The following is an 18,529-nucleotide window of genomic DNA, read 5'->3' as shown; positions in this document are numbered from 1 at the left end:
CGTGCCCCGGGCCCGACAGGAGAGCGCCGAGCCGGTCGTCAGCCTGCGCGGTGCCGCCCTGTCGTACGGCCCGCGGGAGGTGTGGCGCGACCTCGAACTCGACGTGCGGCCCGGGGAGTTCCTGGCGGTGCTCGGGCCGAACGGCGCGGGCAAGACCAGCTTCGTGCGGGCCCTGCTGGGTCGGCAGCCGCTGTCGGCCGGTTCGCTGACCGTGCTCGGCCGGACGCCCCGCGAGGCCGCCCGGCACATCGGATACGTGCCGCAGCAGGCGGAGTTGTCCGCGCAGGCGATGCTGCGTGCCCGCGATCTCGTGCGCTTCGGGATCGACGGGCACCGCTTCGGACCGCGGACCGGCGGCCGGGCCGTGCGCCGCCGGGTGGACGAGATCCTCGCCTCGGTGGGGGCCTCGGCGTACGCCGACGTCCCGCTCGGCATGCTGTCCGGCGGCGAGCGGCAGCGCGTACGGATCGGACAGGCCCTGGCCACCGACCCGCGGATCCTGCTGTGCGACGAGCCGTTGCTCTCCCTCGACCTCAACCACCAGCGTGCCGTCACGGAACTGGTCGACGCCCGCCGCCGCTCCCATGCCACGGCGGTCGTCTTCGTGACCCACGAGATCAACCCGGTGCTCGGCCTGGTGGACCGGGTGCTGTACCTGGCCCCGGGCGGCCACCGGGTCGGCCCGCCGCAGGAGGTGCTGACGTCGGCGTCCCTGTCCGAGCTGTACGGCACGCAGGTCGACGTGATCCATGTGCGCGACCGGATCGTGGTCGTCGGAGCCAACGACGACTCGGGCGGCCCACCGCATCACCCGAACGAACCGGCCCCCGCGGCCCACGAGACGGACGGAGTGCGCCCATGACGCTCGCCGACGGGGTCTGGCAGCAGATCTTCAGCTTCGACAACTACGGCGAACTGCTGACGCTGGTCCGCAACTCCCTGATCGCCGGTGCCGCGCTCGGCCTGGTCGGCGGTCTGGCCGGGGTCTTCGTCATCATGCGCGACCTGCCGTTCGCGGTGCACGGCATCAGCGAGCTGTCCTTCGCGGGCGCGTCGGCGGCGCTGCTGCTGGACGTGAACGTGGTGGCGGGCTCGATCGCCGGGTCACTGCTCGCGGCGGGAGCGATCGGGGTGCTGGGGGTGCGGGCCCGGGAACGCAACTCGGCCATCGGCATTCTGATGCCGTTCGGCCTCGGACTCGGTGTACTCTTCCTCGCCCTCTACAAGGGCCGCGCGGCCAACAAGTTCGGCCTGCTCACCGGGCAGATCGTCGCCGTCGACACCCCGCAGACGACCTGGCTGCTCGGCACCGCCGCGGTGGTCCTGGTCGCCCTGGCGGTCATGTGGCGGCCGCTGTCCTTCGCCAGCGCCGATCCGGACGTCGCCGAGGCCCGCGGGGTGCCGGTGCGGTCGCTGTCGTTCGCCTTCATGCTCGTGCTCGGTCTGGCGGTCGCGCTGTCGGTGCAGGCCGTCGGGGCCCTGCTGGTCCTCAGCCTGGTCGTCACCCCCGCCGCGGCCGCCGCCCGGGTCACCGCCTCGCCGGTCCTGCTGCCCCTGCTGAGCGTGGTCTTCGCGGTCGTCGCGATCGAGGGCGGCATCCTGCTCGCCCTGGGCAGCAGCATTCCCATCAGCCCCTACGTCACGACCGTGTCGTTCGCCATCTACGGCGTCTGCCGCCTCGCGGGCGCCCGGCGCACCCGGCGATGGGGTGCGGCGAGGGTGAACACGCTGCCCGCCTGAGTCTCATTGCGTAGATATGCACAGTACGTCACGGCTTCCCACCCGACTCTTACTCCTCCCCCAACTCCCCGCCTGAACAGGTCTTTTGAGCGGTTCGGAGGGTCCGGGGGTCATGCAGTGCGCCCGGTGTGCCGTCGCCACGCCTGGTTAGGTTTGCCTACACTCAGCGCGCCCCGGCCGGAACGTGCTCGTGCCGGGCGTGCCCGAGAGGAGTTCCCGGTGTGGGACAACGCGCTCCCGAGCTTCCTGATCGGCCTGCGTGAGGGCCTGGAAGCCGGCCTGATCGTTTCCGTTCTGGTCGCCACCCTCGTCCGCTCCGGCCACCGTTCGCGCCTGCCGCACGTGTGGACCGGGGTGCTGGCCGCCATAGGTGTGTCGATGGGGTTCGGGGCCGTGCTGACGTTCACGTCGGCCGGACTGTCCGGGCAGGCCCAGGAGGCGTTCGGTGGTGCGCTCAGCGTGGTCGCGGTCGCCTTCGTCACCGCGATGGTGTTCTGGATGCGGCGCTCGGCGCGCAGCCTCTCCGGCGAGATCCGGGAGAAGGTCACCGCCGCCCTGGGCACAGGCGCGGGCGTGCTGATCATCACCTCGTTCCTCGCCGTCGGACGCGAGGGGCTGGAGACGGCCCTGTTCCTGTGGACGACGGGGCAGGCGGCCGGGGACTCCGTGGGACCGCTGGTCGGCGCGGGTGCGGGGCTGGTGCTGGCCGCCGCCGTGTGCTGGGGGCTGTACCGGCGGGTGCTGCACCTGAATCTGACACGGTTCTTCACCCTCACCGGTGCCGGGCTCATCGTGATCGCGGCGGGCGTCCTCGGCTACGGTCTGCGCGACCTCCAGGAGGGCGGTGTCCTGCCGGGGGCCACCGCGTACGCCTTCGACCTGCCGGGCGGCATCGACTCCGGCTCCTGGTACGCCACCCTGTTCAGCGGCACGCTCAACCTCACGCCGCAGATGACATGGCTTCAGGTGGTGGCCTACGGCGCGTACCTCGTCGTGGTGATGACCCTGTTCCTACGCGGAGTACGCGGGGTGCTCGGGGCCGGCACGACCGCACCGGTGGCCACCGGGCCGACCGCCCCGCGTCCCGTCCGGGCCGCCCGGCGGAGCATGCCCGCCTGGGTCGTGCCGGTGGCCGCGCTCGCGATTCCCTCGCTGCTCGCGGGGGTGCTGGTGGGCGTCGGCGACGCCAAGCCCGCCTCCGCCGCCACCATCGCCGTCTCCACCGCGGACTGCGGCAAGGGATTCGGCACGCCGAAGCCGGGACAGCAGACCTTCCAGGTTCGCAACGGCGGCGGCAGCACGGTCGAGGCGTATCTGATCGACCCGGCCACGGCGGCCGTCTACGGCGAGGCCGAGGGCATCGCGCCCGGCACCACGCGCGCCCTGGTCGCCACGATCGGCGGCGGGAGCTACGCCTGGCGCTGTGTGCCGAGCAGCGGCAAGGCGGTCACCTCGGCCGCCGTGCGGGTCTCCGGCGGCGCGGCGGAGCGGGCCGTGCTGCCGGTGACCGACAAGGACCTAGCCGCACCGCTGGCCTCCTACCGCGCGTACGTGCAGAAGGGCCTGGCCGTGCTTCGGGGCAGGGCCGTGACCCTGCAGCGCGACATCGAGGACGGCAGGCTCGGCAGGGCCCGCGCGGACTGGCTGCCCGCCCACGAGGAGTACGCCGCGCTCGGCGCCGCCTACGGCACCTTCGGGGACTTCGACGCGAAGATCAACGGAAGGACGGCCGGACTGCCCCTGGGGCTGAAGGACCCGGGCTTCACCGGCTTCCACCGCATCGAGTACGGCCTGTGGCACGGCGAGTCGGCGGCCTCCCTCACCCCGGTCGCCCGGCGGCTCACCGCCGACGTGGTCGCCCTGCGCAAGGACTTCCCGCACCAGGACTTCGACCCGGGCGACCTGCCCCTGCGCACCCACGAGATCCTGGAGGCCACCCTCCAGCAGGAGTTGACCGGTGCCACCGACTACGGCAGCGGCACCAACCTGGCCACCGCCGAAGCCAACATCAAGGGCACCCGGGAACTGCTCGGTCTGCTGCGGCCGTTGATCGCCGCACGCGACCCCGAGGTCCTGACCGATGTGGACGGTTGGCTGCGGCGCACGGAAGCGACCGTGCTCTCCGCCCGCCGGGCGGAGGGGAGTTGGACCCCGGTCGAGAGGCTTCCCGCCGCCACCCGTCAGCGGCTGAACGGTTCCATGAGCCAGCTGCTGGAGGAACTCGCCCCGATCCCGGACCTGTTGGAGATCCGCAAGTCGGCGTGACGCACGGGCTCGCTCCGTCGCACCCCCTTACCGCGTTCCCTTGCACCCAACCGTCAGGAAAGGACCATCCCGATGACGACCCAGCAGCCGGGCCCCGCAGCAGGGCAGGACGGGGCCCTCCCGACGGGCCGTCGTACGTTCGTCAGGACCGCGCTCGGGGTCGGCGCGGCCGGTGCGGCGCTCGCCGGGGCCGGTCTCGTCGGGGCGGAGCTCACGGGCGGGCGGGCCGACGCCGCCGAGAACAGCGCGGCGGACAGCGGCACGGTGCCCTTCCACGGCGTCCACCAGGCCGGGATCGTCACCCCGCAGCCGCCCGCCGCGGCCTTCGTCTCCTTCGACGTCACCGCCGAGAACCGCGCCGAACTCACCGATCTGCTGCGCACGTTGACCTCCCGGGCCCGATTCTTGACCGGCGGCGGTACGCCCGAGAACCTGGGCGTGGGGGCCCCGCCCTCCGACAGCGGCATCCTCGGGCCCGAGATACCCGCCGACGATCTGACCGTCACCGTGGGTCTGGGCGCCTCGCTCTTCGACGACCGCTACGGCCTGGCGGCCTCCCGGCCACGGCACCTCACCGCGATGCGTACCTTCCCCAACGACGACCTGGACGCCGCCGAGTGCCACGGCGACCTGTCCCTGCAGCTCTGCGCGGGCCACTCCGACACCGTGCTGCACGCGTTGCGCGACCTGACCCGGCACACCCGCGGAGCCATGCAGATCAAGTGGCGGGTGGACGGCTTCCAGAACCCTTCGCGTCCTTCCGGCGCCCAGCGCAACCTCCTCGGCTTCAAGGACGGCATCGCCAACCCCGACACCTCCTCCGGACGCGAGATGAACCGCCTGGTGTGGGTCACCGACGCCGACGGCGAGCCGTCCTGGGCGGTCGGCGGCAGCTACCAGGTGATCCGCATCATCCGGATGCGGGTGGAGTTCTGGGACCGGGTCTCGCTCATCGAGCAGGAGACGATGATCGGCCGCCGCCGTGACACCGGTGCCCCGCTCGACGGCACCGAGGAGACCGACATCCCCCACTACGCCAAGGATCCGCACGGCAGGGCCATCCCCCTCGACGCCCACATCCGCCTCGCCAACCCGCGTACCGCCGCAACCGACACCTCGCGCCTGCTGCGCCGCGGCTACAACTACGACCGTGGCGTCGACAAGGCCGGCAACCTCGACATGGGGCTGGCGTTCTGCTGCTACCAGCAGGACGTGGTCCGCCAGTTCGAGGCCACCCAGACCCGGCTGATCGACGAGCCCCTGGTCGACTACATCACCCCGACCGGCGGCGGCTACTTCTTCGCCCTGCCCGGCGTCCGCGACCGCTCCGACTGGCTGGGCCGCGCCCTGCTCAAGGGGTGAGACGCCTCGGCGGACCGGAGACGGGCCGTCGGGAAGGGCGCGTGTAGTGTCTCGCTGCGTGCTGGCCGAACAACGACACCAACTCATCATGCGGGAGCTGCGATCCGGTGGCACGGTCACCGTGACCGAACTCGCGGGCCGGCTGGGTGCCAGTGCGGCGACGGTACGACGTGATCTCCTCAAACTCGAGGAGGAGGGGCTGCTCACCCGGGTCCACGGAGGAGCGGTCATCGAGGACGACCGTGCGCCGTTCGCCGAGGCCGCCGAAGCGAAGCTGCCCGAGAAGGACGCGATCGCCGCTCTCGCCGCGACCATGATCGAGGACGGGCAGTCGGTCATTCTCGACTCCGGCACCACCGTCCACCGGCTGGCGCCCCTCCTGCGCGGACGCCACCTCACGGTGATCACCAACAACCTCGCCGTGTACGAGGAGCTCGTCGACGACGACACCGTCGAGCTGATGCTGCTGGGCGGCATGGTCCTGCGTGACTCCCGTTCCCTGGACGGTTTCATGACCGAGGACGCCCTTCGCCACGTGCACGCCGACTGGCTCTTCATGGGAGCCTGCGGCATCCGGCCCGGCGGCCAGGTCATGGACACCACCGTCGCCGAGGTCCCCGCCCGGCGTGCCATGATCGCCGCGAGCGACAAGGCCGTACTCCTCGCCGACCACGGCAAGTTCCCCGGCACGGGCATGGTGAAGATCTGCGGTCCGGGGGACCTGGACGCGGTGGTGACCGACCCGTCGGCGGACAGGGGGACGTGTACGGCGCTCGAGGAGGCAGGGGTGCGGGTGCTGCGTACGCGGTGACGGTGTCGGTAGGGCCACCCCCGCATCGGGTGTCCAGGCCCAGGGACTGGCCCGGCCGGGAACGGCAGGATTCAAGGCGTCGGGAAGGAACCGACGAGGAATCCGCCACCGGACTTCGGGGGAACCCCATGAACGAGACCTTCGCCAGGCGTCTGACGGGCCTGGCCGGCATCGTCTCCGCAGCCGCTCTGATCATCGAGGTACCGCTGTACTTCATCTACTCCGGTCCGCCGCCGGACTCGAACGTCCTGGCCCGGCTGCTGATCGCGATCGTCTCGCTGACCTGCCTGATCGTGTTCGTGACGGCCTTCCGTGAGCTGGTCAAGCGGGTGAACCCGGCCTACGAGTGGGTGGGTTCGATGGCCTTCTCCGTCGGACTGGTCTACACGACGGTCACCCTGGTCTCCAGCGGGCTGGAGGCCGGCGCGGTCATCGCCGCCGACCATTCCATCGATCCGACCATCGCGGTCAGCGGCACCTACATCCTCTACGGCTCGATCGGCCGCATGCTGCTGGCGCTGTTCCTCACGACGGTGGGGTACGCCATCTCCCGTACGAACCTGCTGCCGCGCTGGACCAGCCGCTCCGCCTACATCCTGGCCGGCGTCAACCTGGTCTTCGTACCGTCCATGTTCTTCGGCAACGACCCGGCGAACTTCTACGCGGCCAACGGCTGGGGCAGCACCGCCTCGATGGGCGCCATCCTCAGCTACTGGCTGCTCGCCCTGGGCATCTCGGCCTACCTCAGTGCCAACCGCGTGACGCCGAAGGCCGACACACCGTCCCTGCGGCACTGACCGCGGAGCCCAACCATGGGTGTGGGGCCCGGCCTTCAAGCCGGGCCCCACACCCATGTGCGCATGAGCGTCAGTACGCCGGCTTCAGCACGCCCCCGGGCAGCTTCTTCTCGTCGTCGCGGGCCACGCTGCACATCACCTGGCGGAACCCGTCGTCCCACTCGTCGGAGGAGGTCCAGCCCCACATCTTGTGGCCCTGGCCGCGGGCCCAGTTGACGCCGTACTTCTCCTCGCACAGGCTGCCGGTGTCGACGCTGTCGGAGGAGCCCTCACCGGAGGCCCAGGTCCAGCCGACCACCTGTTCGTCGTGCGGCCGGTCGCAGCTCACCAGGGTCTCGGTGGACGAACCCTCGCCGTCCTCCACGGAGTTGATGCAGTCCCCCGCGCCCAGCTGCGTGATGAACACCTCGTCGCCGACCTTGCGGAAGTCGCCGACCGGGCCGCCGAGGGTGGCGTTCTTCAGGAACAGCAGGCACGCCGAGTCCGGCGGCTCGCTCTGGCCCTTCTCCGGGGTGAGGACGTACAGCACGGGGTCGGGCATGCTCGCTCGCAGCTTCGCGGTACGCCGGGCGCACGCGCCCCGCACGGCGTCCCCGTCGGAGGCCGACACGGCGGGCCCGGCCACGGTCGCGATGACCTGGCCCTCGGGATCGTCGTCGCAGTCCACGGCATTGATGCCGGCCCGCCCCTGGTACGCCCCGTCCTTCCAGTCGGCGTCGACGCACTGCCCCGCCGCGAGCGCGTCGCGCAGCCCGGCCTGCCTGCCGTACGGATACGCGCTGCGCGTCACCGTCGGCGAGGGCGTCGGGGACGGCGTCGCCACCGTCTTGGCCCTGACCTCCATCGGCCGCGTGCCCTCGCCCCCGTCGCCGAACACGGCGGCGCCCAGCGCGAATCCGGCACCACCGGCCAGTGTCGCGGCGAGCGCGAGGAACACGGGCGCGCGACGACCGGGGCCGCCCCTGAGCAGCCGGGCCGCTGTGGCGGACGCCCGGGCGGGCACAGCGGGGTGGGCCGTGCCGGCCGCGGTGGCGGGGACGGCCGGGTCGCCGGAGCCGTCGGACTCTGTTGCGCCCTGACGTCGAGGGGATCCGGGTCCTCCGTCCGCGCCACGGCCGCCCGCCGCCTCCGCGAGGAGTTCATGTGCCCGCTCCGCGCCCCACCGGTCCTGCGGGTTCTTCGCCAGCAGCCCCATGATGACCCGGCCGAGCGGCTCGCTCGCCCGCCGCGGCACGGACGGTTCCGTGGTCAGGACCGCCAGGAGGGCCGCGTCGAGGGTGTCCCGCTCGAAGGGTCCGGTGCCCTCGACGGCGTAGTAGAGGGTGACACCGAGCGAGAACAGGTCGGAGTCCGCGGTCGCCTCGCCGCCGGACAGCCGTTCCGGTGCCACATAGCCCGGGGTGCCGACGACCATGCCGCTCTGGGTCACGCGGGTCTCGCGCGGGCGCAGCGAGATGCCGTAGTCCGTGAGGAGGACGCGGCCGTCCGCGGTGCCCGAGTGGTCCGGTGCCAGCAGGATGTTGGAGGGCTTCACATCGCGGTGGATGATGCCGAGCCGGTGCCCGGCCCCGAGTCCGTCGAGCGCGGCCGCCCCGATCCGGGCAGCCTCCTCGCTGGACAGCGGGCCGCGCTCCTTGACCACCGCGCGCAGGTCGCGCGTACCGGGCAGGTACTCCATCACGATCCACGGGCGGTCGTCGTGCTCCACCACGTCGTAGACCGTGATGACGTTCGGGTGCTCGCGCAACTGGGCGGCCTTCAATGCCTCGTTGCGGCCCCGGTCGGCGAGGTCGCCGACGGCCGGGTCCGGTGCGGGCGGTACGTCGATCTCCTTGACGGCGACCTGCGCCCGGAGTCTGTCGTCCTCGGCCAGCCAGACGCTGCCGCCGCCACCGGCGCCCAGCCGCTGCCGCAGCCGGTACCGCCCGGCGATGACGCGCTCCCGTTCCGTCGCCATCAGGGCTGTTCTCCTTTCCCGCGCGTCGGCGCGTCGCGGTGAGGGCTCGCGAGACCGGTCATCGGACCACCAGCGGTTCGAAGGCGGCGCGGACACCGGACTTGGAGGTGGTGACGTACCTGGTCGACGGCGGGGCCGTGTCGCCGTCACCGGTGGCGAAGTACGAGAACCTCGACGGGCAGCTCGTGCCGCCGATCTGGATCCTGCGGTCGGTGACCAGCCTGCCGGTGCGCACCTCGTAGACCTTCACGGGAATCGCGACCTTGTGGAAACTCACGTAGGTCACCGCGCCGGTGGACTCGTTCTCGTACGGGCAGGTCTCGACGGAGGTGCCGAAGGTGTCCTCGCCCATGCACACCACCAGTGCCGCGTCGGAGGCGTCGCCGGCCTTCCAGGAGCCGGGGAGCTGCTTCACGTAGTCGCGCAGGACGCTGTACTCGTCCCCGCCGTAGAACAGCGCGCGGTTGGTGCCCTTGCCCGCGGGCCTGGCGCCGCTGTACTTCGCCGGGTCGGAGCAGTACGCGGGCTGCCCGTCGGCGCTGTCGACGAGCAGTTTGCGGACGGTGTCCAACTCGATGCTCAAGGTGGCCTTCCTGGCGCCCTTGCGGGCCCGGTCGGCGAGGTCGCCGCCGGGGTACCGGTCGAGCAACTGCTCGTACCGGGTGCGGGCCTCGTCCCAGCTGTCGTCCGCCATGAGGTCGTCGCCGCAGCCGACGAGCGCGGCGGGCGCGGTCCGTTCGGCGGTGGCGGTCGAGCGGTCCAACACGTCCTGGCTGGGCGCCCGTTGGCGCAGCCAGTCGGTGAGGGCGACGGTGGTGCAGGGGTCCTCGGTGGGCAGGCCGCGCAGGAATCCGTTCAGGGTCGTCTCGACCGTCCTGGCGTTGCCCGGTTCGGCGAGCACCCGCGCGAGGGTGCCGAAGCCCTTCTCCAGTGCCTCGGTGTCCCCGGTCAGCGCGCTGTTCAGTTCGGCCGTGGCCGTCTCCAGCCGCTCGCACGCCCGGACCATCTCGTCGCCGGACGCGGTCAGCGGTGCGTCGCCGACGCGGTCGCCCCACCACACGTCCCGCTGCGCGCTCACCACCCGTGCGCAGTCGCCGTCCCGGCGGGCCTCGGCGACGTCGTCCGCGATCCGGTGCGCGTCGTGGCGCAGCAGCCCCGCGGTGAGCAGCACCGTCAGCGTCATCGCGAGCCCGAGCAGGCGTTGCCGTCGTACCGCGACCCTGTGCGTGGCCCGATGGGCCAGGAACCAGCCGTGGGCGATGCCGAGCACCCACCACACGGCCACGGCGATCTCGTACGACGTGCGGGCCCGGGAGACGACCAGGAGCACCAGCACGAGCGAGGTCGTCGCGGCGGCGAGCGCGAGCTTGCGCCGCCCCAGCATCAGATAGCCGATGCCGAGGAGGGAGGCGTTGCCGAGGGCCGCGGCCAGCGGGTCGTGCGGGCGGGGCCGAGGAGGTACGGGGTGGAACACGGCGAGTTGGTCGGAGGGCGGTGGGGCGAAGTCGCCGGGGGGCTGTCCGGTGGGCTGAGGTGGATCTGTGGGCTGAGGCGGATCTGTGGGCTGAGGCGGGCTCGTGGGATCGGGTGATCCGGTGGGCTCGGGCGGGCCCGTGGGATCGGGTGTGGCAGGCGGTTTCGGGGTGTCCATCCTGGTCTCCCCCTGTGACGGAACGGATCTGGTTGTCTCAGGGTGCGGCCCTGTCTGCGGGAGGGGTCCCGGAGCGGGAGGGGCGGCCGGGAAGGGCGTGGCCTCGCCGGGCGTCGTCCTAGGGTGCGGCTGCCTCGGTCATCCGCAGCACCGCCCGCTTCCCTCGCACGGTGACGTTCAGTTCGTGCCCGCCGATGTGCAGCCCGCCCGGCGAGAACAGCGTGACGGTGCTGCGGGATCCGTCGGTGCGCCGCCATTCGAGCGTGGTCTCGTCGCCCTTGATGCTCGTCACGTGCATGACGGGCGTGCCGAACGCCGCCTCCGGAACCGGGACTTCGGCGCCCTCCCCGACGCTGACCTCGCACTCGCCGTCGGCGCACGCCGACAGCCGGGTTCCGTCGGCCGGGGAGGCCGAGGAAGGAGTGGGAGAGGTGGAGGCGGAGGCGCTGGGAGTGGCCGGGGGCTTGGACGGTCGTGGGCTCGGCGAGGACACCGGCGTGGACGCGGAGCGCCGGGACGGCGGGTCGGAGGGAGACGCCGTACCGGACGACGTGGAACATCCCACGAGCGTGACGAGTGCGCCGACGGTCAGTGCTGCGTGACGAACGGAGTGGGCCATGACGGAAGGGTGCGGTCACACCGCGGGACCGGTCCCGGCCGTGCGACCGGCCGGCGTCAGTCGGACCTCTCGACGTACGACGCCAGGTTGGCCAGCGAGGAGGCGATCCCGGCTTCGTGGTCCGCCTGGTCGATGCCGGGTGGCACGTCCACGGCGGTGACGGTCACCTCGGTCCCGTCGGTCCCGTCACCTGTGGGTACGAGGTGCCAGGTCATCGTCATGGTGCCCGCGTACGCCGGGTCCTCGGCCTCGAACACCGCCCGCTGCACCACGCGTTCCGCCGGCACCAGGTCGGCGAACTCGACGTCCACGACGTCCGTCGCGTCGGAGGTCTTGCCCGGGCTGTCGGACGCGTCGAGGTACGTGAGGATCATCCGGAACCCGCCGCCGGGACGCGGATCCCACCGCTCCACCCGGCCCCGCATGCCCTCCGGCGGCATCCAGACCTCAAGGGACTCGCGGTCGAGCAGGGCACCGTAGACGGCCGCCGGTGATGCCGCGATCACCCGGCTGGCGCGGTCGATCCTGTCCATGGGCGGACTCTACCGGCCGCCACCCGACTCGACCTCGGCACGACGACGTTGGATACCATCCCCGGGCGATCTTCTCGCTGCCGACGACGACGGTGTCGTCCTCCTTCCGCCCCCCACCCGACGACCTCTTCAGAGGGGAAGCCCGTGCTCCTCAAGACCTTCGGCTGGTCGTTCGCGGTCACCGCGCTGGCTCTGACGGCGGCGGTGTTCTACGACGGCTGGACCGCACTCGGGGTCGTGGCGATCCTCGCCGTCCTCGAGATCTCGCTGTCCTTCGACAACGCCGTCGTCAACGCCGGAATCCTGAAGAAGATGAACGCCTTCTGGCAGAAGATCTTCCTCACCGTCGGTGTCCTGATCGCGGTCTTCGGCATGCGGCTGGTCTTCCCGGTCGTCATCGTCGCCGTCAGCGCCCAAATGGGCCCCGTCGAGGCCGTCGACCTCGCCCTCAACGACAAGGACCGCTACCAGCAACTGGTCACCGACGCCCACCCGTCCATCGCCGCGTTCGGTGGCATGTTCCTGCTGATGATCTTCCTCGACTTCATCTTCGAGGACCGTGACATCAAGTGGCTGGCCTGGCTGGAACGTCCGCTGGCCAAGCTCGGCAAGGTCGACATGCTGTCGGTGTGCATCGCCCTGATCGCCCTGCTGACCACCGCGTTCACCTTCGCCACCCACGCCCACCAGCACGGCGGCACCCACGTGGACAAGGCGGAGACGGTCCTGATCTCCGGTATCGCCGGGCTGATCACCTACCTGGTCGTCGGTGGCCTCTCCGGCTTCTTCGAGAGCAGGCTCGAAGCGGAGGAGGAGGCCGAGAACACCGGCAAGCAGCAGTCCGCCGTCCTGCTGGCGGGCCGGGCCGCGTTCTTCATGTTCCTCTACCTGGAGGTCCTGGACGCGTCCTTCTCCTTCGACGGTGTGATCGGCGCCTTCGCCATCACCAACGACATCGTGCTGATGGCGCTGGGCCTGGGCACGGGCGCGATGTACGTCCGGTCGCTCACCGTCTACCTGGTCCGCCAGGGCACCCTCGACGACTACGTCTACCTGGAGCACGGCGCCCACTACGCGATCGGCGCCCTCGCGGTGATCCTCATGGTGACCATCCAGTACCAGATCAACGAGATCATCACCGGCCTCATCGGCGTCGTCCTGATCACCTGGTCGTTCGTCTCGTCCGTACTGCGCAACCGTGCCCTCGCGGCAGCGGACGGACGACCACTGGAGCGCCTCTCCTCGTGAGCGAGGCCGTGGACAGGTCGCCGGCACCGCCGGTTCGAGAAGGGCACAGCACGATGACGAGCGGGGATGCCGCCGTACTGGACGACCCGGTGGGTGAGTCGCTGCGCGGCCGACACGAAGCTCTCGGCCGCCGGATCCGCCGGGCCGCCACCTTCCTGCCGGACGTCGCGACCTTCTCGGCGGTGCCCCTCGATCCGGACGCGGCGGACTGGGCCGACCTGGCCCGGCTGCTCGGCCGGGGCGGGTTCGCCGACATGTTCGGTTGCCCGGCGAGCCCGCCGCCGGACTGGGCGCCGGTCTTCGTCCTCGAAGGCCGCCAGATGATCTGGGCCGGCGGCGACCGGCCCCGTCGGGCCCGTGCCGCGATCGACTCCGGCGTGGTCGAACTGGGTGCGGCCGATGTGCCCGAGATGCTCGACCTGGCCGCGCGGACCCGACCCGGGCCGTTCTGGTCGCGCACCCACGAACTCGGCACCTACCTCGGCATCCGCCACGGCGGCAGGCTGGTGGCCATGGCGGGCGAACGGCTCCGCCCTCCCGGCTGGGCCGAGATCAGCGCCGTCTGCACGGCCCCCGAGGCACGCGGGCGAGGCCACGCCGCCCTCCTGGTGAACACACTCGCCGCCCGCATCCTGGCCCGCGGCGAACGCCCCTTTCTGCACGTGGCCGAGACGAACACCGCCGCGGTCGCACTCTACGAACGGCTGGGCTTCGAGACCCGCACACACGTGACCTTTAGTGGGTTCCGCACCCCTTGAGCAGTGAAGCAGCCTTACGGAGTCCGACGCGAACGGTGGCTTGTCGACTCACGGTTCCAGGAGACGGACATGCACGGTCAGTCCCTCCGTACTGCGCAACCGCGCGACGGGACGGCCGGTCTCGTTGGAGCAGGCGACTGAGCCCGCGTCCTGTGCGCGTCCCCGTGCGAGAACGGCGTCCACATCGGCGACGCCCACCACGAGTTCCCACTGCGGGGCGGACGCGGAAGGTCCTGGGGCGGTTACGAAGTCGGCGTGGGCAAGGTGGGCCCCTGTCGTCGCGCGGTAGAAGTGCCTGGCGCGCTCCGGCTCCTCGCACGCCAGGACCATGCGTGTCGGAGCATGCGCCAGGCCGGGCGGGACGTCCCATCCGGTGAAGCGATGCGGCTCCCCACAGGGAGAAGGCGGCGCCGACCGGATCGATCAACGTCACCATGCGGCCCTGATCGCCCGCGTCGAACGGTGGGACGACCAGGCGCGCGCCGTTCGCCACGGCCGCCTCGGTACGTCGCTCGACGTCGTCGACCGCCAGGTAGTAGGCGATGTGGGCAGGGATGTCCGGTGGATAGACCGGGTCGGCCAGGTCGCTCACGCCACCGATCCGGCAGCCTCCGGCAGTGATCTTGGTGGCGCGGCGCCAGTCCTCCTCGTCCACCGCGAAGCGCCGGCCGAGAGTCCTGGAGAAGAAGTCGGCGGTGCCGGACGGGTCAGGGGTCCCGCCTCGCGGGACCCTGTACAGCGCACCCGGGGCCGGCTCAGCGTACGAGGCAGGGGCGTTTGGGGTCGAAGGCCCAGTCCTCGATCAGGTGGCGCATGCCCACCGCGTCGTCCCGGCCCGACACGGCGATCTCCTGGTGGAGTTCGTGGGCGGCGTGGAGCCGGTCGAGGTCGAGGCGGACGCCGAGGCCGGGGGTGTCCGGCACCGCGACCTCGCCGCCGCTGATGCGTGGGGGGTCGACGGTGAGCCGTTCCAGGCCCTCCTGCCAGATCCAGTGGGTGTCGAGGGCGTTGTACTCGCCCGGGGCGGCGGCGCCGCAGTGGGCCATCATCGCCAGGGAGATGTCGAAGTGGTTGTTGGAGTGGCATCCCCAGGTCAGGCCGGTCTCGTTGCACAGCTGGGCGACGCGGACCGAGCCCTGCATGGTCCAGAAGTGCGGGTCGGCGAGCGGGATGGACACCGACTGGAGGGCCAGGGCGTGGGTCAGCTGCCGCCAGTCCGTGGCGATCATGTTGGTGGCGGTCGGCAGGCCGGTGGCCCGGCGGAACTCCGCGAGGATCTCGCGACCGGAGTAACCGCCCTCCGCACCGCACGGGTCCTCGGCGTAGGCGAGCGTGCCGACGAGCGGGCGGCACAGTTCGACGGCCTCGCGCAGGGACCAGGCCCCGTTGGGGTCGAGGGTGATCCGGGCGTCGGGGAACCGCTCCTTGAGCGCGTGGACGGCCTTCACCTCCTCGCTGCCCGCCAGCACTCCGCCCTTGAGCTTGAAGTCGTGGAAGCCGTAGTGGGCGTACGTCGCCTCGGCCTGGCGGACGATCGCCTCCGGTGTCAGCGCCTCCTCGTGCCGGATGCGGTACCACTCCACGTCCGCGTCGGGCTCGCGGACGTAGTCCAGGTCCGTACGGTCCGGGTCACCGACGTAGAAGAGGTAACCGAGGACGCGTACGGCGTCGCGCTGCTTGCCGTCGCCGAGCAGGGCGGCGACCGGGACGTCGAGGTGCTGCCCGAGCAGGTCCAGGAGCGCCGACTCGACGGCGGTGACGGCGTGCACGGTGGTGCGCAGGTCGAAGGTCTGGGCGCCGCGGCCCCCGGAGTCACGGTCGGCGAAGGTGTCCCGCATCGCCCGCAGGACGCGCTTGTAGTCGCCGACACGGCTGCCCACGACCAGACGTTCGGCGTCGCGCAGGGTGCGGGTGATGCTCTCGCCGCCGGGCACCTCGCCCAGGCCGCTGCGTCCTTCGGAGTCCTCCAGGACGACGACGTTGCGGGTGAAGTACGGGGCATGGGCGCCGGAGAGGTTGAGAAGCATGGAGTCCCGGCCGGCGACCGGGTAGACGGTGAACTTGGTGACGACGGGCTGACTCATGACCGGCGATACCGCTCTCGTGAGATCCGACAGGACAGGGGGTGCTGCGGGTGATTCAGACCTTCAGGACGTCCAGGACCTGTTCCAGGACCAGTACACCGCCCAGGCCGAGGATCGCCAGCACCGTCGTATAGGTGGTACGGGCCTTGATCGCGTCGATGACGGAGAGGTTGAAGTACTCCTTGAACATCCAGAAACCCGGGTCGTTGACGTGTGAGAAGGCGATCGAGCCGCAGGAGACGGCGAGGACCATGACCTCGGCGTGGATGCCGCTGCCCGCGAGCAGCGGGAGCGCCACGCCGGAGGCGGTGACGACGGCGACGGTGGCGGAGCCGAGGGCGACGCGGAGGATGGCCGCGATCAGCCAGGCCAGGATGATCGGCGAGATGGACCAGCCGTCGGTGGTGTCCTTGATGTAGTCGGATATCCCGCCTTCGACGAGGACGTTCTTGAAGGCGCCGCCCGCACCGATCACCAGCAGGATCATCGCCATCGCCTGGGCGGCCTCCTTGCACGAGGTGCTGACCTCCGCCAGGCTGCGCCCCATCCGCGGTCCGAAGGCCCAGATGGCGACGAGCAGGGTGAGCAGCAGGGCGATCGGCGCGGACCCGATGAAGGCGACGAAGTGCAGCACCGGGCCGTCGCCCGACCCGGCCAGGTCGGTCACCGCGGCACCGGCGATCAGCACGACGGGCAGCAGGGCCACCGCCAGCGACCAGCTCATGCCGGGCATCTCCTCCTCCTCGAAGACCCGCTCGCTGACCAGGCCCTTGGGGATGGTGGGGTTCATCCGCCGGATGAACGGCAGGCGCGGCCACAGCAGGGCGATGAGCGCGCCGGCCGGGACGGCGATGAACAGGCCGTAGAAGAGGGTCAGTCCGACGGACGCGTGGAAGGTGGCGGCGACCGCGGTGGGGCCCGGGTGCGGCGGCAGGAAGCTGTGCATGGTGGACAGGGCGATCGACATCGGCAGGCCCACCCAGAGCAGGTTCGACCGGGTGACCCGGACGAGCGTGAAGGCGACCGGCACGATGATGACGAAGGCGACCTCGTAGAACATGGTCACGCCGATGAGCATGGCGGACAGCACCATCGCGACCTGCACCCAGCGTGGGCCGCAGAGGTCGAGGAGTCGGCCCGCGATCCGCTGGGCGGCTCCGGAGTCCCCCATCACGCGGCCGACCATGGCCCCGAGCCCGATGGTGAGCATGGTGTCGCCGATCTGGTCCCCGATGCCCTTCGAGAGCACGTCCGGGATCTCCTCCAGCCCGATCCCCTGCACCAGGGCGACACCCACGGCGACCAGGAGCAGGGCGGCGAAGCCGTTCAGTCTCAGCTTCGTCATCAGGAACAGCAGGACCAGGACGCTGATCGCGACCACGACGAGCGGCATGGGTCAGTTCTCCTTTGAACCGGCAGGCGGGTGAGGGGCCAGGGCCCATCGGGTTCACACCGATGAACCGGCTCCTCATACAAAGACAGCGTCTACATATGAAGACGGAGGCTAGATCTGTGGACCGCCCCGGTCAATGGGTGCGCACGAATTCCCTTACGATCGGCGCATGTCGCAGCGCGCGGGCGTACCCGAGGTCAAGTCGGCGGTCCGTACCGTCGCACTGCTCGAACTGCTCGCCGCCCGCGGCGACCGGCCCGCCCGGCTGCGCGAACTCGCCGAGGCGCTGGGCGTACCGCGCAGCAGCATGTACGCCCTGCTCCAGACCCTCGTGGAGTGCGGCTGGGTCCGCACCGACGCGACCGGTTCCCTCTACGGCATCGGGATCCGCGCCCTGCTCACCGGCACCGGCTATCTGGACAGCGACGTACGCGTCCGAGCGGTCCGCCCGTATCTCGACAAGGCCTCGGACACGCTCGGCGAGACCATCCACCTGGCCCGGCTGGACGGTTCGGACGTCGTCTATCTCGCCACCCGGGAGTCGCACGAGTACCTGCGCACGATCAGCCGCGTCGGCCGCCGCGTCCCCGCCCACGCCGGCGCCCTGGGCAAGGCGCTGCTCGCCGAGCGCCCCGACCACGAACTCCCGCTGCCCGACGAGCCGTTGAGCGCCCCCACGGACAACACGCACACCACCCGCGCCGCCCTGCTCGCCGACCTCGCGGAGACCCGGGCCCGCGGCCACTCCGTCGACCGGGAGGAAACGGTCGCGGGTATCGCCGGATTCGGGTTCGCCCTCCGCTACGACACGCCCGCCGTCGACGCCATCAGCTGCTCGGTGCCCGTCTCCCGCCTCACCGACGAGCACGAACGCCACATCGTCGCCGTCATGCGGGAGGTCCGCGCGGAGATCGAGCGGTCACTGCCGTCGAGTCGGGGGGAGATCGTGTGGCGTTAGCCCGCGAAGCTCAGCGCGACTTCCGGCTCCTGCCCAGCAGGTGAAGACCGGCCACGATCCGGTGGACGCCGTAGAGCGTCGGCACCCAGCCCACGAAGTACGCCACTCCGCCCGCTCCGCCCTGGTCCTCCCCGTGGATGACGGCGGTGATGAGCAGGCCCCCGATGAGCCAGGCCGTGCCGAACTCGAGCGCGCGCCTGCCTCTCGCTTCCCGTACGGCTCGTTGCTCCGGGGAGCTCCGCCGGCACGGAGCGGGTGAACTCCCGTACGGCCGTCCGCCGTTGTCAGTCAACGTTGTTTCCCGAGTCCCTTGCTGCCCGAGTTCCTCGCGCCCCGAGTTCCTCGCGCCCCGA

The 18,529-nt window shown here is 71.3% G+C and carries 17 protein-coding genes; 9 read left to right on the top strand and 8 right to left on the bottom strand.

From position 1 onward, the window contains the following. Nucleotide 1: 1 nt before the first annotated feature. The 6 genes from K4B79_RS22055 to K4B79_RS22030 all read left to right on the top strand — a co-directional run bounded on the left by K4B79_RS22055 (nt 2) and on the right by K4B79_RS22030 (nt 6,975). Complete coding sequence (locus tag K4B79_RS22055; RefSeq protein WP_374208505.1) at nt 2–862, top strand: metal ABC transporter ATP-binding protein; 861 nt, start codon at nt 2–4, stop codon at nt 860–862. After that, nucleotides 859–1,740, top strand: a complete 882-nt coding sequence (locus K4B79_RS22050) for a metal ABC transporter permease (RefSeq protein ID WP_232028566.1) — start codon at nt 859–861, stop codon at nt 1,738–1,740. The genes K4B79_RS22055 and K4B79_RS22050 overlap by 4 nt, the downstream gene beginning before the upstream one ends. Nucleotides 1,741–1,959: 219 nt before the next feature. Continuing rightward, the gene (gene efeU / locus K4B79_RS22045; protein ID WP_232028564.1) at nt 1,960–4,005 is read left to right on the top strand and encodes an iron uptake transporter permease EfeU; all 2,046 of its coding nucleotides are present in this window, start codon (nt 1,960–1,962) and stop codon (nt 4,003–4,005) included. A 72-nt stretch (nt 4,006–4,077) separates the two neighbouring features. Then, nucleotides 4,078–5,367, top strand: a complete 1,290-nt coding sequence (gene efeB / locus K4B79_RS22040; protein WP_232028562.1) for an iron uptake transporter deferrochelatase/peroxidase subunit — start codon at nt 4,078–4,080, stop codon at nt 5,365–5,367. A 58-nt stretch (nt 5,368–5,425) separates the two neighbouring features. Beyond that, nucleotides 5,426–6,178: a DeoR/GlpR family DNA-binding transcription regulator gene (locus tag K4B79_RS22035; protein ID WP_232028560.1), complete on the top strand. Its 753-nt coding sequence runs from the start codon at nt 5,426–5,428 to the stop codon at nt 6,176–6,178. Nucleotides 6,179–6,306: 128 nt separating this feature from the next. Then, complete coding sequence (locus K4B79_RS22030; protein ID WP_232028559.1) at nt 6,307–6,975, top strand: hypothetical protein; 669 nt, start codon at nt 6,307–6,309, stop codon at nt 6,973–6,975. A gap of 70 nt (nt 6,976–7,045) precedes the next feature. Here the strand turns inward: K4B79_RS22030 and K4B79_RS22025 are convergent, their stop codons facing one another. The 4 genes from K4B79_RS22025 to K4B79_RS22010 all read right to left on the bottom strand — a co-directional run bounded on the left by K4B79_RS22025 (nt 7,046) and on the right by K4B79_RS22010 (nt 11,735). Continuing rightward, nucleotides 7,046–8,932, bottom strand: coding sequence for a serine/threonine-protein kinase (locus K4B79_RS22025; protein WP_232028558.1), 1,887 nt, complete (start codon nt 8,930–8,932; stop codon nt 7,046–7,048). A 58-nt stretch (nt 8,933–8,990) separates the two neighbouring features. Continuing rightward, nucleotides 8,991–10,406, bottom strand: a complete 1,416-nt coding sequence (locus K4B79_RS22020; RefSeq protein WP_232028557.1) for a hypothetical protein — start codon at nt 10,404–10,406, stop codon at nt 8,991–8,993. 295 nt (nt 10,407–10,701) lie between these two features. After that, nucleotides 10,702–11,202, bottom strand: coding sequence for a hypothetical protein (locus K4B79_RS22015; RefSeq protein WP_232028556.1), 501 nt, complete (start codon nt 11,200–11,202; stop codon nt 10,702–10,704). A 56-nt stretch (nt 11,203–11,258) separates the two neighbouring features. Then, nucleotides 11,259–11,735 (bottom strand): SRPBCC family protein, encoded by a 477-nt coding sequence (locus K4B79_RS22010; RefSeq protein WP_232028555.1) that lies wholly within the window; start codon nt 11,733–11,735, stop codon nt 11,259–11,261. 144 nt (nt 11,736–11,879) lie between these two features. Between K4B79_RS22010 and K4B79_RS22005 the strand changes: the two genes are divergently transcribed. Together K4B79_RS22005 and K4B79_RS22000 are read left to right on the top strand one after the other, a co-directional pair. After that, on the top strand, nt 11,880–12,983 hold the full coding sequence (locus K4B79_RS22005; protein ID WP_232028554.1) for a DUF475 domain-containing protein: 1,104 nt from the start codon (nt 11,880–11,882) through the stop codon (nt 12,981–12,983). A 53-nt stretch (nt 12,984–13,036) separates the two neighbouring features. Further along, entirely contained in the window at nt 13,037–13,741 is a 705-nt protein-coding gene (locus tag K4B79_RS22000) for a GNAT family N-acetyltransferase (protein ID WP_232028553.1), read from the top strand. Here the strand turns inward: K4B79_RS22000 and K4B79_RS21995 are convergent. The 3 genes from K4B79_RS21995 to K4B79_RS21985 form a co-directional block, all read right to left on the bottom strand. Further along, nucleotides 13,719–14,396: a hypothetical protein gene (locus K4B79_RS21995; protein ID WP_308280461.1), complete on the bottom strand. Its 678-nt coding sequence runs from the start codon at nt 14,394–14,396 to the stop codon at nt 13,719–13,721. The genes K4B79_RS22000 and K4B79_RS21995 overlap by 23 nt on opposite strands. A 100-nt stretch (nt 14,397–14,496) precedes the next feature. Further along, a complete protein-coding gene (locus K4B79_RS21990; protein WP_232028552.1) occupies nt 14,497–15,825 on the bottom strand; it encodes an enolase C-terminal domain-like protein in 1,329 nt (442 codons plus the stop codon). Between the two features lie 55 nt (nt 15,826–15,880). Then, nucleotides 15,881–17,218, bottom strand: coding sequence for a gluconate:H+ symporter (locus K4B79_RS21985; RefSeq protein ID WP_232028551.1), 1,338 nt, complete (start codon nt 17,216–17,218; stop codon nt 15,881–15,883). 169 nt (nt 17,219–17,387) lie between these two features. Here K4B79_RS21985 and K4B79_RS21980 point away from each other — a divergent pair, with 169 nt between their 5' ends. Beyond that, nucleotides 17,388–18,176: an IclR family transcriptional regulator gene (locus K4B79_RS21980; RefSeq protein ID WP_232028550.1), complete on the top strand. Its 789-nt coding sequence runs from the start codon at nt 17,388–17,390 to the stop codon at nt 18,174–18,176. Nucleotides 18,177–18,186: 10 nt separating this feature from the next. On the opposite strand, the gene K4B79_RS21975 is transcribed toward K4B79_RS21980, so the two are convergent. Beyond that, nucleotides 18,187–18,468 (bottom strand): hypothetical protein, encoded by a 282-nt coding sequence (locus K4B79_RS21975; protein ID WP_232028549.1) that lies wholly within the window; start codon nt 18,466–18,468, stop codon nt 18,187–18,189. Nucleotides 18,469–18,529: the final 61 nt, after the last annotated feature.

This window comes from Streptomyces lincolnensis (assembly GCF_021173675.1).
GTDB lineage: Bacteria > Actinomycetota > Actinomycetes > Streptomycetales > Streptomycetaceae > Streptomyces > Streptomyces lincolnensis_B.
The sequence above is the reverse complement of the archived record's forward strand: the minus strand, read 5'-3'. Positions and strand labels throughout refer to the sequence as shown.

Coding starts and splice junctions, on each gene's coding strand:
- K4B79_RS22050 (WP_232028566.1), top strand. CDS start 859: ATGACGCTCGCCGACGGGGTCTGGCAGCAGATCTTCAGCTTCGACAAC.
- efeB (WP_232028562.1), top strand. CDS start 4,078: ATGACGACCCAGCAGCCGGGCCCCGCAGCAGGGCAGGACGGGGCCCTC.
- K4B79_RS22030 (WP_232028559.1), top strand. CDS start 6,307: ATGAACGAGACCTTCGCCAGGCGTCTGACGGGCCTGGCCGGCATCGTC.
- K4B79_RS22025 (WP_232028558.1), bottom strand. CDS start 8,932: ATGGCGACGGAACGGGAGCGCGTCATCGCCGGGCGGTACCGGCTGCGG.
- K4B79_RS22015 (WP_232028556.1), bottom strand. CDS start 11,202: ATGGCCCACTCCGTTCGTCACGCAGCACTGACCGTCGGCGCACTCGTC.
- K4B79_RS22010 (WP_232028555.1), bottom strand. CDS start 11,735: ATGGACAGGATCGACCGCGCCAGCCGGGTGATCGCGGCATCACCGGCG.
- K4B79_RS22000 (WP_232028553.1), top strand. CDS start 13,037: ATGACGAGCGGGGATGCCGCCGTACTGGACGACCCGGTGGGTGAGTCG.
- K4B79_RS21990 (WP_232028552.1), bottom strand. CDS start 15,825: ATGAGTCAGCCCGTCGTCACCAAGTTCACCGTCTACCCGGTCGCCGGC.
- K4B79_RS21985 (WP_232028551.1), bottom strand. CDS start 17,218: ATGCCGCTCGTCGTGGTCGCGATCAGCGTCCTGGTCCTGCTGTTCCTG.
- K4B79_RS21980 (WP_232028550.1), top strand. CDS start 17,388: ATGTCGCAGCGCGCGGGCGTACCCGAGGTCAAGTCGGCGGTCCGTACC.